General features: G+C 41.9%; 13 protein-coding genes and 1 tRNA gene. 5 read left to right on the forward strand and 9 right to left on the reverse strand.

Annotated elements, in window-relative coordinates; genetic code table 11:
• Window positions 1-59 precede the first annotated feature (59 nt).
• Together ACXAH9_RS05020 and ACXAH9_RS05025 are read right to left on the reverse strand one after the other, a co-directional pair.
• Complete coding sequence (locus ACXAH9_RS05020) at window positions 60-416, reverse strand: hypothetical protein (RefSeq protein WP_474893767.1); 357 nt, start codon at window positions 414-416, stop codon at window positions 60-62.
• 573 nt (window positions 417-989) lie between these two features.
• A tRNA-Ile gene (locus ACXAH9_RS05025) sits at window positions 990-1,063 on the reverse strand.
• Window positions 1,064-1,255: 192 nt separating this feature from the next.
• Here ACXAH9_RS05025 and ACXAH9_RS05030 point away from each other — a divergent pair.
• Both ACXAH9_RS05030 and ACXAH9_RS05035 read left to right on the forward strand, forming a co-directional pair.
• Window positions 1,256-1,891 carry an HAD family hydrolase gene (locus ACXAH9_RS05030; RefSeq protein WP_474893768.1) on the forward strand — a complete coding sequence of 212 codons (636 nt, stop codon included), beginning with the start codon at window positions 1,256-1,258 and terminating at the stop codon, window positions 1,889-1,891.
• On the forward strand, window positions 1,884-3,104 hold the full coding sequence (locus ACXAH9_RS05035) for a site-2 protease family protein (RefSeq protein WP_474893769.1): 1,221 nt from the start codon (window positions 1,884-1,886) through the stop codon (window positions 3,102-3,104). Before ACXAH9_RS05030 ends, ACXAH9_RS05035 begins: the two co-directional genes overlap by 8 nt.
• Here the strand turns inward: ACXAH9_RS05035 and ACXAH9_RS05040 are convergent.
• Genes ACXAH9_RS05040 through ACXAH9_RS05070 form a run of 7 tightly spaced genes read right to left on the reverse strand, consistent with a single transcriptional unit; the run spans window position 3,101 to window position 11,782 of the window.
• Complete coding sequence (locus ACXAH9_RS05040) at window positions 3,101-3,400, reverse strand: rhodanese-like domain-containing protein (RefSeq protein WP_474893770.1); 300 nt, start codon at window positions 3,398-3,400, stop codon at window positions 3,101-3,103. The two genes, ACXAH9_RS05035 and ACXAH9_RS05040, sit on opposite strands and share 4 nt — an antisense overlap.
• On the reverse strand, window positions 3,397-5,241 hold the full coding sequence (locus ACXAH9_RS05045; protein WP_474893771.1) for a T9SS type A sorting domain-containing protein: 1,845 nt from the start codon (window positions 5,239-5,241) through the stop codon (window positions 3,397-3,399). Before ACXAH9_RS05045 ends, ACXAH9_RS05040 begins: the two co-directional genes overlap by 4 nt.
• On the reverse strand, window positions 5,238-6,089 hold the full coding sequence (locus ACXAH9_RS05050; protein ID WP_474893772.1) for a PASTA domain-containing protein: 852 nt from the start codon (window positions 6,087-6,089) through the stop codon (window positions 5,238-5,240). The genes ACXAH9_RS05045 and ACXAH9_RS05050 overlap by 4 nt, the downstream gene beginning before the upstream one ends.
• Window positions 6,090-6,122: 33 nt before the next feature.
• A complete protein-coding gene (locus tag ACXAH9_RS05055; RefSeq protein ID WP_474893773.1) occupies window positions 6,123-9,101 on the reverse strand; it encodes a choice-of-anchor J domain-containing protein in 2,979 nt (992 codons plus the stop codon).
• Window positions 9,067-9,345, reverse strand: coding sequence for a NifU family protein (locus ACXAH9_RS05060; protein WP_349562528.1), 279 nt, complete (start codon window positions 9,343-9,345; stop codon window positions 9,067-9,069). Before ACXAH9_RS05060 ends, ACXAH9_RS05055 begins: the two co-directional genes overlap by 35 nt.
• Window positions 9,346-9,348: 3 nt before the next feature.
• A complete protein-coding gene (locus ACXAH9_RS05065; RefSeq protein WP_474893774.1) occupies window positions 9,349-10,440 on the reverse strand; it encodes an Mrp/NBP35 family ATP-binding protein in 1,092 nt (363 codons plus the stop codon).
• A gap of 31 nt (window positions 10,441-10,471) precedes the next feature.
• Window positions 10,472-11,782, reverse strand: coding sequence for a hypothetical protein (locus tag ACXAH9_RS05070; protein ID WP_474893775.1), 1,311 nt, complete (start codon window positions 11,780-11,782; stop codon window positions 10,472-10,474).
• A gap of 83 nt (window positions 11,783-11,865) precedes the next feature.
• On the opposite strand from ACXAH9_RS05070, the gene dnaG reads away from it, so the two are divergent.
• Genes dnaG through ACXAH9_RS05085 form a run of 3 tightly spaced genes read left to right on the forward strand, consistent with a single transcriptional unit; the run spans window position 11,866 to window position 15,598 of the window.
• Window positions 11,866-13,800, forward strand: coding sequence for a DNA primase (gene dnaG / locus ACXAH9_RS05075; RefSeq protein ID WP_474893776.1), 1,935 nt, complete (start codon window positions 11,866-11,868; stop codon window positions 13,798-13,800).
• Window positions 13,800-14,999: a bifunctional 3,4-dihydroxy-2-butanone-4-phosphate synthase/GTP cyclohydrolase II gene (locus ACXAH9_RS05080; protein ID WP_474893777.1), complete on the forward strand. Its 1,200-nt coding sequence runs from the start codon at window positions 13,800-13,802 to the stop codon at window positions 14,997-14,999. Before dnaG ends, ACXAH9_RS05080 begins: the two co-directional genes overlap by 1 nt.
• On the forward strand, window positions 14,996-15,598 hold the full coding sequence (locus ACXAH9_RS05085) for a hypothetical protein (RefSeq protein ID WP_474893778.1): 603 nt from the start codon (window positions 14,996-14,998) through the stop codon (window positions 15,596-15,598). Before ACXAH9_RS05080 ends, ACXAH9_RS05085 begins: the two co-directional genes overlap by 4 nt.

Genomic DNA, 15,598 nt, shown 5'->3' on the forward strand with positions numbered 1-15,598 from the left:
CTATGCAATCGATTTAAATAATGTGATACATTTCTGCAGATATCAAACAACTGGCAGCATTATGAAGCTAAATAATCTTTTGCTTCTTCTTCATCATCAAAAGGCTGTACGTCAGTTTTTGTTACCATGGCATAACCTTTAAGCATGATCTTTTTTATTCCACTAACACCTAGAACAGCTCTTTTTTTCGATCTTCCACTGAAGTATTGCTTGCCGTAGTGTTTCAGCTTGTCCATCACTTCAGGATCCGTAAATGTACCTCTTACATCGAGTAGCAAATAGATTTTATCTGTTGCTTCCAGATAGAATTTTTTCATCTCCTCAATGTTGGTAAGAACTGCTTCTTTGGATTTTATGTCCTTAAAATCGACATATAGAATTTTTCTTCCTTTGTGTGTTATGTATGATACGGGCATGGGTTAAATGTATATTTTATTTAGTGAAACTATAAAGGGTGATTGATGTTTGTCTGATTACAAAGTTGGGGCGTTAGAACATGCCAAGAAGTAGTGTTTACATTGCTTTAGTTCAACCTTGCTGAAATGATTATAAAACCATGAAAAAAGCAGATAAAAAAGGTATGCTTGCCTAATAAAATGCTTCCTTCGTCAAAATGAGGATAAATCCCTCGCCTAAAATCTCCATAAGCAACAAGACCCTACCAGATAGCAGGGTCTTGCTGTTTGTGGGCCCACCAGTCCCGATAGTTATCGGGACGAACACTTTACGTGTAGTGATTTAGTAGTCTTTGTTGCAATTCAGGATACTGAATCAGATTTTCAATGAATTTTGAGCTCTTCATCCTTTTTTTAGCGACTTGCTGTAAAGTATGTAGCAGTAGGTTTTCATAAAACAAAAAAAAGCACAACTTCTTTCGCTGTGCTTTATGTGGGCCCACCAGGGCTCCCTGTGCTCGTCACACTCCACGGGGCACGCTTCTCGCCCATAATGAGGTATAAAAAAACCCAACCTTACGGTCGGGTTTATTGTGGGCCCACCAGGGCTCGAACCTGGGACTTACTGATTATGAGTCAGTTACTCTAACCAACTGAGTTATAGGCCCATATAATAAACTTAGGGACTTACTGATTATGAAGCTACGCGCTCCGGACTATGCGTCCCAGTCAGTTACCCTAACCAACTGAGCCTGCCTACCTGTGGTAGGTTATAGGCCCATGAAGAATCGTCCAATATAGAATATTCTTCTTTTAAAACGGAGCGCAATATTACATATTTGCGACTTAATAGCCAACGAATGTCAGACCTACTACAAGGCATTGATGCCGTAATTTTTGATTTTGGAAATGTACTGATCGACCTGGATTACCCCAAGGTCATCCGGAAGTTTTCAGAAGTAGCAAAAAAGAATCAGGATGAGATCGAAGAACTGGTCGTCACCGCTCCTGTACTTCAAAAATTCGAAATGGGGATGATCGGTCCGGATGAGTTCCGGGCCAGCATCAATTCACTTTTAGGTACCAAGATGGGTGAGCGCCAGTTTGAGAGTATCTGGAACAGCATGCTCAAGTCCATCACGAAAGAACGCATGGACAAAGTGTTGAAAATAGGAGAGAGGTTTGACACGTTTATTCTTTCAAACACCAACATGATTCATGAGATTGCCTACGAGGAGATGATCATGGAAGCGACTGGTAGGTTTAGTCTTAGGGACTTTGTGAAGGAGGTATACTATTCTCACGAAATTGGTATGCGAAAGCCAAACCTGAACTGCTTCAAGTTTGTTATAGACGATATCGGTCTTTATGCATCCAGGATGCTCTTTCTGGATGATCGCTTAGATAACGTAGAAGGAGCACAACGTGCGGGAATGAAGGCTGTTCAAATTTTTGATCCTGACACACAATTAAACCAAATATTTGGGCTTGAATAAACAACGGAAGACACTTTTAATTCAACTCGGTTTATTCATAGTTACACTCATAACCACCACATTTGCTGGTGCAGAGTGGACCCTTGGGAAGTATGTGATTTTTGGGATGACTTGGGATGATTTTCTCTTTGGATTCAATTTTTCAATCCCGTTTTTGCTCATTCTTACTGTCCATGAATTTGGACACTATTTTACTGCACGTTATCACAAAATCAACGTTACACTTCCTTACTACATACCCATGTGGTTTGGATTTGTTGGACTGGCTTCTCTTGGTACCATGGGCGCTTTCATACGCATCAAGGAAAATATTTTGAGTCGGACCAAGTATTTTGATGTGGGTGTTTCAGGACCCATTGCCGGATTTGTAATAGCCATTGCTCTTTTGGTTTATGGCTTTCAAACACTACCAGAGACGGATTATATCTACGAGATTCATCCGGAGTATGAGGTATTTGGAGAAAATTTTGAAGAACGAATGGAGGGTCTGGACACACTCATTCTTAAGAAGGATTTGAATCGGGATCGGCTTGCATTTGAAACCCTGCAGGATACCATTGATACTGGTAGAGAAGGGTCTGTTTACTTTGGGGATAATATTCTAATGAACCTCGGCAGGCAATACCTGGCTCCTGATGATCGATATGTCCCGAGCTCAAAAGAGCTGATGCATTATCCGGTACTTTTAGCTGCTTACCTTGCCTTTTTCTTTACTGCACTAAACCTACTGCCGATTGGACAACTGGATGGGGGACACGTACTATTTGGGCTATTTGGCGCAAAAAATCATGCGATCATTTCCAGAGTACTATTTACTGCTTTTCTTTTCTATGCTGGTTTAGGATGGGTAACCACGGCGGATCTGCCTAATAACTCCATGGAAGCCATGAGTAACTTCGTCATCAGTATAGCGCTATACCTCTTTGTGGTTTACTGGAGTGCGTTTAGTGTGTTTAAGCAGAAACGAGATCGGCTGCTCTTCGCAACCGTATTGTTTACTGTGCAATTTTTTGTGGCCTCCATTTTCAAGGTGGAGGGCTATACCGGCTGGTTGTTATTCTCTATTTTGATTGGACGATTTATTGGTGTAGATCACCCACCTGTTGTGGACAATTCTGAACTGACCATCGGAAGGAAAATACTTGGCTGGGTAGCCCTTATCATATTTATACTGAGCTTCAGTCCCCAGCCATTAGTAATAGAGGGACTTTAGAGTTCCAGGTAGGCTGTGATGCCGCCTTCCATGTTTCTGACGTTAGTGAATCCCTGCAAATTGAGAAATTTCTTTGCTCTTCCCGATCTTGCGCCAGACTTGCAATGAACGATTACTTCATCATCTTTCATGTGTTCTATTTCTGAAAGTCTGCTCGGTAGATCTCCAAGGGGTATCAATTTTGCGCCGATGTTGGCTTCTTCATATTCCCACTCTTCTCTTACGTCAATGAAATTGAATTTTTCGCCGTTTTCCAATCGTTGCTTTACTTCCTGGCAGGTAATGTCTTCGTTCATTTTTTGATGATTTTTATGGTTTGGTCACCTTCCTTTCGGTGAATGGTGAGCAAATATAAGCCCGGCTTCAAACTTGTAAAATCATGGATTGATTGTGCATGCTCGCTATGCAGTTTTCTTCCCGAAAAATCGATAACTGAAACTGCCTCATATTCACCCTCAATGGAAACCATTCCAGTTGTAGGGTTAGGATATACTTTTAGCTTTTGTTCTGGTTTTGCATTCAGCACTATGCTGTCTATTTTGGCGAAGACCGGGCGAACCATAAGCGCTCCGGAAAGGCGTACATTCTGCTCCCATTCACCCGTTTTATTTTCATAGATATACTGAGAGGCCTCCGGATTGCTGCGGTCAAAACCTACCCCGATATATTCATTTTTACTTTGCTGATACCCAAGATAAAAGGTATCTGAAAGTAGTATTGGCTTGCTCAGTTCATACCGGGTAAACTGATTAAGAGCGCCTGCGTTGATCACCAGGATGTCTTGCGATTGAATAGGGTCATCATTCAGGTCCTTAAAAATGTTAAGATCCAGTGGACTTCCATTGCTGATCGGATCAATATTCGGAAAGTGGATGTCTACATGGGTTAGCGTATCGGGTGCTTCCAGCCAAAATTTGATAGCTACCTGTCCACCACTGATATTGGTACCTGCAGCATATTCAGCCGTCCCATCATCAAACGCATAATAATTATGAAGGAGGTATTGAGTTCTGAGAGTATCGTTGATTCGTAGATCAACGTTGGTTCCATCAAGAAACTCATCGTCAGAACTCTCAAGATACACCTCAGAAAGCAGGTTAATTGAATCTTCATTAGGAATGGTTGACAGGTCAATTCCATCTAATTCGATGAATCGTTCAACGCTGGCTTTTAAGGGATTAGGGTTAGGAAATAGGGGGTCTTCGTCACCATATTCTATCGAATCGATCTGAGTTCCATTATTTGAATCCCTAATAACCAGAATATACTCAGTAGGTTGGAGTTGTTCATCTAGGTTGAATCCCTGTACAAATTGACTGTTGGTTAGTTCAGCTTGATTTAATTTGAATTGATGAATAGGCATTGATTTGAATGGGGCAATTGGAGAGGTTAATTGTCCTGTTAAGCCTCGATCCAAGTAGTAAAAATCATCGTCCTGTCTGTTTTCATTCAGGTAAATCCAGTCCACGTGCCAGGCATCAAAAGGGCCATCTTTATCTCCATAGGATTGAAACCGGAATACGAATGCGTCTGTCAGGAAGATGGATTCAACATCCGCTGCGACCTGGGTAAAGACTGAATCCTGATCAGACTCCAGGTCTCCTCCATCTTTTGACCAGACGGTTCTCCAGCCCTCATTTGTTTCGATGTTTGGACTGTAAAACTGAAGGATGAGTGAGTCGCCCTCCTCCGGTATTTCTACATTACCACCAGCCTGCCAATAGAATGATAATACCACATTGGCTTTTCCTTGCAGATTTATGGTGTCCGACACCAGTTGATCAGCCAATCCAATATCACTTCCGTCGTGAAAGCCACCGTTTGCATCCAAACCATCAAAGGTGGCTACCTTGTAAGTGGGAGGATTGATTGCTAGCGTAGCGTTTACATAGACATTCTTGCTTAAGTCATAATTCCACTGTAAGGAGGTGTCGCTTTCCCAAACTCGTATGCTATCAGGGGAATCTGCAGTAATAGAAAAATCATCCCAAAATGGTAGATTAGATGGGTTTAGCGTTTGAGTAGCGGAAGTTCGTGCACGAGTATTCTGCTCTGGTTTTTGGATAGGCTTTATTGTTAGCTGAGTAAACCCTAGCTGAACAGCCAAAACGAATGTTGCAAAAACGAATTTCCTCATTGATTATCTAAAATCGTTGCGGTGTTGCTTACAGAGTCCGGCTTATAGATCCAGATATCTACAGGATCACCGATTTTCACCCTTCTTTCCGGACGAGGGTACTGTTGCTGAACGGTTCCGGGAGCGATCTGTCTATATTCCAGGATGTCATTTCCAGCAGAATCAATCGCAGCAAATCCAGCTAGTGACTTATCTGTGATTTCAATCTTACCAATCTTTAAACCTGATCCAATGATGGCCACCTCTGCTTCTTCTTGCTCCAGACCTATTAAATTAGGTGACTGGAACTGTGTATTTCCATATCCATCACCAGCTACCAGATTAATAACTGATCCCTTTTCAATCTTTTCACCTTCCAGAACAGTTCTGCCATTCATTTTGGCTTCATGTACAACACCAAAAAATACATCTGGAATGTATTTTACTTCACCTAACTTCAAATCATATGACTTGAGAACCATCATTGCACTTTTAAGTGAAAGGTCTTCTACTTTAGGCATCCGTACTTTTGGTGGGCTTTCTGCATTAAGGGTAACGTAGATTTTTCGATTTTCTTTCACCTTGGTATTTGGCTTAGGTACCTGCCGGAGGACTGCCAGTGGTGGATGATTGGGAGAGTAGCTCGAGTCTGCAGTTGCCTCGTATCTTAGGTTTCTCTTACCCAGAAAATCATCCAATTCATCCACGGTCATTCCTTGAATATCAGGTACAGTGATAGTTTCGCCATGATTGGTGGTGATCGGTAGCCACACATAAAAAACGATAATGATAATTAATACAGAAGCGCCAATCAGAATCGCAAGGTGTTGAAGAAAGTCTTTAATACTGGTTGGTTTTTTAAATGACATAGCTCTTTTTAATGAAGGGATAAACCTAATGAATTAGCGACTAATAAACAGCTTTTGAGAGTTGCAGAATCCAGTACCTGTCACAGTAAGGAAATAGAGTCCTCCCTGACTTGGGGCCTTATATTCCAGAACTTGGTTAAGTGCATTATCAATGCGCTCTTCAAAAACAATTTTTCCACTTATATCCTGCAGCCGGATAACCACTGATTCTTTTTGAGGTAAGTTCAATCCAACGTTAAATTGTAATACGGCCGGATTTGGGTACGTTCTTACAAAATCCACATAGGTAGGGGGATCATTACCCCGGATACTGATGTCGTCTATATAGAGATCATTTCCTCCGCCGGGTGTAAAAACAAACGCAATTCGAATATCTTCATCGAAGAAAAATGTTTGCGAAAGGTCTATTCGATATTCTTTCCAGTCTGAGTCATCAGAAGGCACCCATTTTTCACTAGAAGTTGTAACTGCCAAGGAATCAGAATCGGCATCCAATAGATGTGTTTGATAATAATTTTGTCCGCAATCAGTAGATAATAACACTTCTAGGCGATCATCAAAACCATCTCGAGAGGCGTAAGAAGCTCGAAAGTAAAGCCCTGCACTATCCAATCCACCGGTATTTAACCTTGGGCTTATAAACCAACTTTTTTCTCCAAGCTCTGTCGCATCAAAACCATTAGCTCGGAGTGTGCCATTTGATGCAACTTCGACTCGCTCCCATAGGTTGTTCTGACCACTTGTAGCTAGTTGCCAATTGTCCTGAACTTCAAAATCTACAGTAAGCGGATATTCATCGTCGATATTATCCCGATTTAGAGGGGTCTTTATAATATTTTCATCCACCGACTCGTCTGCGACATTGTTTACCGTGGTAATCTTAATACCCACTTCATTTTCACCAACATTTAAATCACTTACCAGAAACGAAAAACTTCCTGATTTTTTAGAGGAGAGGTTTAATCCATTAAAGGAAGCTGTTAACGTATCACCATTTACGAAGTACTTAATACCAAAGGAAGTAACAGTTTCAGAACCATTATTACGGGCAGTCAAACTAATCTCAGATGTTTCGGAGCATATAATTTGAGGTACTGATAATGAAATAGGTTTTACATCATTTTCAAAAAGATTTGTTTCTACAACTTGTACATCGTCTAGGTAAATATTATTACCACCTCCATTCATTCCTACAAAGGCAAATTGGACCCCATCAATTCCTCGATAATCCGTAATGCTCACAAGAGTGTCTATCCATTCTAGTTGATTGGCTGGAATGAAAAAATCATCTGTTTCATTAGCTGTTGCCAGATCAGGTCCAAAAGTTGAAAACAGGATGTCAGGAAAAGTGTTACCACAATCGACACTGGCTTTGATCATGAAGCCATCGTAAAATGCGTCCGGCCTGTTGGCATGTGCATAGCTAAATTGGATTTCCCCCGAAGTGATATTTGTCAGGTCAAACACGGTAGTTTTTAGTATTGTTTCTTCGCCAAACCACTCGGTATTATTGTGTGCCTTGAAAATTAATGCATTATTTGAAGGGCTTTCTTTGGGAGCAGTGGTCACTTCCCATGGCAAATCAGTTCCAATATTTCCCAGTAATCCTGGTGCAGATTCCATATCCTGAATGAATGGTAGCGTAGTAGAAGAAGTAGATGTTAGTAATTGGCTAATGGAATTATTGCCTGTATTACCATCTATTCCGCCATTCACATTGCTGATTTCAAAGGAAATAGTGGAGTTAGCATTGATGGTTTGAGAGCTAAACGAAACGGTATCTGAGTCTAAAGGTTGGAGACTGGTAGAGATGCTTTGTGGGCTTCCTATAGGACTGGAATCTATTAATAATTGGACATCATAAGATGTGATTTCCGTGTTGCCGTAGTTGACCACTCTCAATTCTGGAGTCAAAGTGGTTTCACATTCTGCTAAAGCCGGACTCAGGATGTCAACTGCAGCTAAGTCATCTGCAAAACGACTAGGTTCTGAAAGGCCAGGGCTAGAAATAAGTGAGGTTCGGTTGGGAGCATTGTCCATCACTGTTCGCATTCGAGTTTTCTGACCTTCGGTAAAAAGGTTCATGCAGATATCATCAGTGTAGTCCATGTAGTTTTGAAACATTTCCGGCTCACCCATGACGCAAACAATGTTATCATCTGGGTTTGGGAAGGTGCATGGAGAGGAGTAATCGCCATTATCCGTATCAGCAAGTGGTGTATCATCTACAAAATCATCCACGGAGCAGCCGCCATCGCCCCAAATATGACGCAACCCAAGGTAATGTCCAACCTCATGTGTTAGTGTTCTTCCATAACTTTCAAATGCAGGGGCAGAAGGGTTTACACCAAAATACTCGTGATCAATAAGTACACCGTCTAAAATGTAGTCTTCTGTACCATTCGTTATTCCTTCAAGTGTAATCAGGGGAAAAGATGCATAACCCAGAAATACTTCCAGGTCTGTCACAAAAATGTTGAGATAATGTTCTGCAGGCCAAAAGCTTTCGGAACGAAGCAGTGGTCGATGCGAATTTGCACGATAGCTGTCTCTTGATCCCCTTACCCGGACAATTCCGTTTGTAGGATTTCCATCCGGATCTTGCTTGGCTAGTACAAACTCAATTTCTACATCTGCAGCGACAGCATCAAACTCCATCGGAGTATTTTCTGCATCTGCATTCATCCGTCTGAAATCAGCTGTCAATGAGTCTATCTGTGCTTTGATTCGCTCTTCGGAAAGGTTCACACCTGTTCCTACCGGTTCTCCTTTGTGGAATACATGTACTACAACCGGAATTTGATAAAGTGGAGCAAGCGGTTGTTCGGCTCTGGCCTGACGCTCAGCTATTTTGGTACTGATCCAGTTTTCAAATTCACCAGTTGTAGGTGCCTGAGTTCCACACCTTTTCTGAGCGTTAAGGTTGAATGTGGCAAAAGTGAGTAAAACAATGAGTAACCCAAATCGCATGGGTTCATCAATTTGCGAATGGAAGTTTGGCGTTTGGATCATCAGGCGAGGTAATGTTGACCGCTTGCACGCTTTTGATTTCAGGGACTTCACGTTTGATTGCTTCTTCTACACCAGCTTTTAATGTCATTGTAGACATGGGACAAGATCCACAGTTACCCATTAGTTCCAGCACCACATTCATGTCTTTGTCCACTTCCAGCACTTTCACATCACCACCATCTGCTTCCAGGTATGGTCTGATAGTGTTGAGAGCTTTTTCTACTTTTTCTACTAATTCTGACATATCCTAAACGGTCACTTCTACTTTTTTAGTCTCAGGAGCGGAGGCATTTCTGATTGCAACCTGTCTGGCCACATTTTCAGCCAGGTTTTTAAAAGCATCTGCCAATTCTCCATCTTTCATAGCTGCGGGATATCCGTTATCACCACTTTCTCTGATGGATTGTACGATAGGAATTTGTCCCAGCAGTTCGACTTCATTTTTCTCAGCCAGCTTCTGCCCCCCACCTTCACCAAAGATAAAGTATTTATTGTCAGGAAGCTCATCCGGCGTAAACCAGGCCATATTTTCAACTAAACCTAAGATAGGTACGTTGATTTGTGGCTGTTTAAACATCGAAATTCCTTTTTGTGCATCTGCCAGGGCTACTTTTTGAGGAGTAGTTACCACAACAGCCCCAGTAACCGGTACCGCCTGAACCAATGTCAAGTGGATATCACTAGTTCCTGGGGGCAGATCGATGATGAGGTAATCCAAATCACCCCATTTAGCATCTGATATAAATTGTCTTAATGCAGAGCTGGCCATCGGACCTCTCCAAACAACAGCATCTTCACTGTTGGTGAGAAAACCAATGGATATCAGCTTGACACCATACTGTTGAATCGGTACAATCTTGTTTTTTCCATCTTCCTGTACAATTCCAGGCTGTTCAAATTCACAGTTGAACATGGTAGGAATAGATGGTCCATAAATATCTGCATCAATAAGGCCTACATCCGCACCGGAGCGTGCCAGTGAAACAGCCAGGTTAGCTGCGACAGTAGATTTACCAACGCCACCTTTTCCGGATGAAACGGCAATGATATTCTTTACTCCGGGCAGAACCGGTCCTTCATCCCTTTTCGTTGTAACATTAGACGTCATATTGATGATCGTCTTCACATCACCTAAATGCTTTTTAATTTTCTTTTCACAGTCTTTCTTGATGACTTCTTTTAACGGACAGGCTGGAGTCGTTAAGACGACATCAAATGCTGCCTTATTGCCATCAATGTGAATATTCTGAATCATGCCGAGCGAAACCAGGTCCTTTTTTAGGTCCGGATCAATTACTTCACTCAGTGCTTTTAGTAGATTTTCTTTCGTCAATTCCATTCGCGCCGCAAGTTAAAATGAAAAGTGCACATTAGCTCTCTCTGAGGTAGCCCCAGGCGTGCAACTTGTCACTATCTTCAAACCAACGATTTCCAATATCAGTTCGATAATACATGTTTGGAATCATAATATTTCTGATGCGGGCATAAAGCTGTTGCTGGGCTTGCTTCATTGTGAGACCCAGTCCGGTGACGATAAGCGCTACACCACTACCTCCGGTTATCAGCCATTCATTATTCACCATTTTCACATCCTCGATATGAACACCTTCAGCCATCGGTTTCTTAAATACGATAGCAGCATCTTTTGAGAAGGCCTCAAATGTTTTTTGATCCTTGTAGGGAAACGGTGGAACGACCACCCTGGCGCCTACCTGAAAACCACTTTTTACTTTCAGGTTTGGCTTCTCACCTTTCGCAAGTTGGTAGAAAAAGTCACCAATCCCACTATTCATTCCATCTGCCTGAATGGAAATGGTAGGATAGCCGAAACGTGAGGTAAACTCCAATGGATATATTCCATTGCTGTTTACAATACAATTAATATCAATGTACCCCACATAGCCTTCTTCAGCCAGGGTAGGCTCCATTTTTTTCAGGGTGGCATTGAAAATCTTGTTGGGCCCACTCCAAAACATGCTGGTACCCATTTCTCCTGTTGCGACACCTAGTTCACCGGGAAATAGTTTTTTGTGCTCGAAATTGATGTTGATTGGATAAATAAATTCCTTTCCATTGAAAAATGCTCCTACACCTATTTCAACCCCGGTATCTACCTTTTTCTGAAGTTGATAGATCTTCACCTCTTCACTCCAGGCATTTTTATACGCACTCAGGATTCGTAGTACGTCGCTACCATCCTCCTCCATTCCTACAAACAGCAATCGTTTAATGTTTTGAGCTTCACCACTGGGCTTCAATACATACTTGCCGGGATTAGCTTTAATGTGTTCAATGCCTGCATCAAAGGAATCAAACTCGTGATAATTGAGAATATTGACTTTATGCTTCTTTAGCTCACTTTGTCCAAACGACCGATCGTCTTCCAATTTATCAGTGTAGGGGGTACCACCTACAACATATTTACCTTTCTCACGAAGCTGCTTCGCTTTTTCACCCTGACCTAACACGTCATCAAAAACGATCAGATCAGCCCAGTCTATCTCCGATTCCCAGTCGTCTACCTTTGGCAGAAACCCATTCCCAATCTCTTTTTCACTTTCCTCTTCTATAAAATACTTAACCTCATGGCCTTCTCTCACACATTGCCAGGCTATGTCACTGATCAATCCGGAGATGGAAACGAATAAAATATTGACTGGATGAGTGGTTTGTTTTGGCATTGATTTTTTTATTCAAATGTATGTGTAAATCCTGATGATTTTGTATCCTATTTATCTGGTAATTTTGCATTCCAATTTCGCGTATGATCCATCCCTCTACCATCGAAGAAATTAAAAACCGAATCGACATAGTCGAGGTGGTTGGGGATTTTGTAAACCTCAAGCGATCTGGCTCAAGTTACAAAGCATTAAGCCCTTTCACGAACGAGAAGACGCCTTCTTTCTATGTGGTACCATCAAAGGGCATCTTTAAAGACTTTAGTTCCGGAAAAGGTGGTGATGCCATCACTTTCGTGATGGAGGTAGATGGGCTGAGTTATGTAGAAGCGCTGAAATACCTGGCCGGGAAGTATGGGATCGAAGTAAAAGAGGAAGAACAGTCCGACGAAGCTCAGCAGGCCCAAAACAAACGAGAGAGCTTATACATCGTTCTCAATTTTGCCAATGAGTATTTTCAGAATGTGCTCCATGATTCTGAAGAGGGCAAATCCATCGGACTTTCTTATTTCAAAGAAAGGGGGTTTACCGAGGAGACCATCAAAAAATTTGAGCTTGGATACTCAAAGGAACTATGGGATGGCCTTTTAAATGAAGCTACAAGCAAAGGTTACAACAAGGAGTTGCTGGCAGAAGCTGGATTGGTCATTGACAAGGATGGAAAAAATTATGATCGGTTTCGTAGTAGGGTCATGTTTCCCATTCACAACGTGTCAGGTAAGACCATTGCATTTGGAGGCAGAAAACTTTCCAGCACCGACAAGTCTGCCAAATACATCAATAGCCCGGAGACAGAGCTATACCATAAGAGCAAAGTGCTCTACGGGATGTCTCAGAGCAAAAACGCGATTCGAAAAGAAGACAATTGCTACCTGGTTGAAGGTTATACGGACGTCATTTCCATGCATCAGGCAGGAGTTGAAAATGTTGTGGCTTCATCGGGAACCGCACTCACAGAAGATCAGGTTAAGCTCATTCGTCGCTACACCGAAAATGTTACCGTCATTTTTGATGGTGATCAGGCTGGCATCAAAGCTTCCATGAGAGGGATTGATCTTTTGTTGGAGGGAGATTTGAATGTGAAGGCGGTCGCTCTTCCGGAAGGTGAGGATCCTGATAGCTATGCCAGGCAATTGGGGGCTGCAGGCTTCCGTGAGTATGTAGCTGAGGAAGCGCAGGATATCATCCGGTTCAAGACAAAGGTGCTCCTTGACGAAACAGGAAATGACCCGGTCAAAAAAGCGGGTGTCATTAAAGATATCGTTTCCAGTATTACCAAGATCAATGATCCGGTAAAACGCACGGTCTACATCAAGGAATGCAGTGATTTACTGGGAATAGCGGAATCGGTTCTGGTTGCTGAGCAAAATAAGATTCTGATTGAAAACCGTAAGAAGACTCGCTCAGATCAACCATCCCAGCCTGAAGTGGAGATACCTCCATTTCCGATGGATCAAAACGAAGACCTGGTTGATCAGCTGGACATTGGAAAGATTATTGAGTTTCAGGAAAGAGAAAGTATCCGTGTGCTGGTAAACTACGGAAAAAACAAGATCCAGACACGTGAGATGCAGGATCAGAACTTAATTGACTATTTTCTGAACGAAGCGGATGAAATTCAGTTTACCAATGAGACATATCGGAAAATCATTGATGTATTTCGTGAAAAGCTAAATGAAGGTGAAGTAATTGACGGAGAATATCTGTTAAATCATGAGGATGAGGATGTACGGAAAACGGTTATTGACTTAAGCGCTGATAAGTACGAAATAAGTGAAAACTGGAGTGAAAAATATCAGATCCATGTTCCCAGAGAAACGGAGTTTTTGAAGGATGTAACGTACACGAACGTACTACGATTGAAATTTAGAATTGTACAGCAATTGATTCAGGAGGAAACCGAAAAATTGAAACATGCGACAAATGAAGCTGAGGTAGATGAACTTTTGGACGACATAAATGAGTTGAAGAAGGTGTCGGTGGAGATTGCCAAAATATTAGGAAACGTATTAGTAGGATAATGCTAGATAAAATAGAAGAGGCCATTGAGGCCATTAAAAATGGAGAAGTGATCATCGTGGTAGATGATGAGGATAGAGAAAATGAGGGAGACTTCATTTGTGCTGCGGATAAGGTTACTCCGGATATTATCAACTTCATGTCAAAGGAGGGCAGAGGGTTGATCTGTGCTTCCTTGTTGGAAGATCGTTGTAAAGAGCTGGATTTAGACCTGATGGTAGGCAAGAACACAGCTACTTTCGAAACACCCTTTACGGTCTCTGTCGATTTAATTGGACATGGAACGACCACCGGTATTTCTACTTCAGATCGGGCCAAGACAATCAAGGCATTGGTTAACCCAGATACTAAACCGGAAGACCTGGGGCGCCCCGGGCACATTTTTCCATTAAAAGCAAAGCAAGGAGGAGTGTTGAGACGTGCAGGTCATACAGAAGCTGCTGTTGACTTCTCGCGTCTGGCCGGACTTACACCAGGAGGTGTGCTGGTAGAGATTCTGAAAGACGATGGAACAATGGCGCGCCTACCCGATTGCCGAAAAATAGCTGATAAATTTGGTTTAAAGCTTGTTTCGATTGCCGATCTCATCAAGTATCGCATGGATAAAGAATCCATGGTTGAAGAAGAGATTGAGGTGAGTATGCCAACCAATTGGGGAGATTTTCAACTAAAAGCATTTAAACAAAAGAATACCGGAGAAGAGCATTTGGCATTGATAAAAGGAACCTGGAAAGAGGGAGAACCAGTAATGGTTCGAGTGCACAGTTCGTGTGTTACAGGAGATATCTTTGGCTCATGCCGATGTGATTGTGGTGGTCAGCTGCATGGAGCGATGCAAATGGTGGAGAAAGAGGGTAAAGGTGTTGTTTTGTATATGAACCAAGAGGGGCGTGGAATCGGACTGATGAACAAATTGAAGGCGTATAAACTACAGGAAGAGGGAAAAGATACTGTAGAGGCAAACCTGGAGTTGGGCTTTAAATCTGATCAACGTGACTATGGGGTGGGAGCTCAGATCCTAAGAAAGCTGGGAATTTCTAAATTGCGCCTGATTACCAATAACCCTAAGAAACGAGTAGGGTTGATGGGATATGGCCTGGAAATTGTGGAAAATATTGCAATAGAAATAGCTCCAAACCAGCACAACCAAAAGTATCTTGAAACCAAAAGAGACAAACTGGGGCACGAAATTTTAAAATGAGAAAAGTATTTTCGATTGTTCTGTTACTCGTTGCGTTTGGTATTTCAGCGCAGACGTTTTCTTCGGAGGTATTTCATGAAGGGTTCATGGTGACTACTGACAAGGATACAATCAAAGGAAACCTGAAATATGATCTGGATGCAAATATTTTAACTGTGATCCATCAGGGAAAGACCAAGTCATTTTCCAGCCACAAGGTTTTTTATTTTGAGATTTTTGATCAAATCCTTAACAATTATCGTCAGTTTTATTCCATACCCTATACTGTTAATATTGATTACAAAATTCCGGTTTTCTTTGAGTTGGTGTATGAAGGAAAACTGTCCTTGATGGCGAGGGAGCATATAGTTAGTCAGACGGTAAATAGTTCTTCTGCCTATTGGGGTGGTGGAAATACCTCCCGGTTGGTGATTAAATATTCATACTATTTCATGGATAGCAAAGGAAACATCACCTTCTTCAATGGAAAGAAGAAAGACCTTCTTCTATATATGCGAAAGAAGCAATCTGACATCAAGAAATTCATTAAAGACAACAGACTAGATACGGATGAGATGTCTGATCTTGTTCGTATTACCGCATTTTACAATTCAATTTGA

The organism is Ekhidna sp. ABH4_415 (assembly GCF_056161305.1).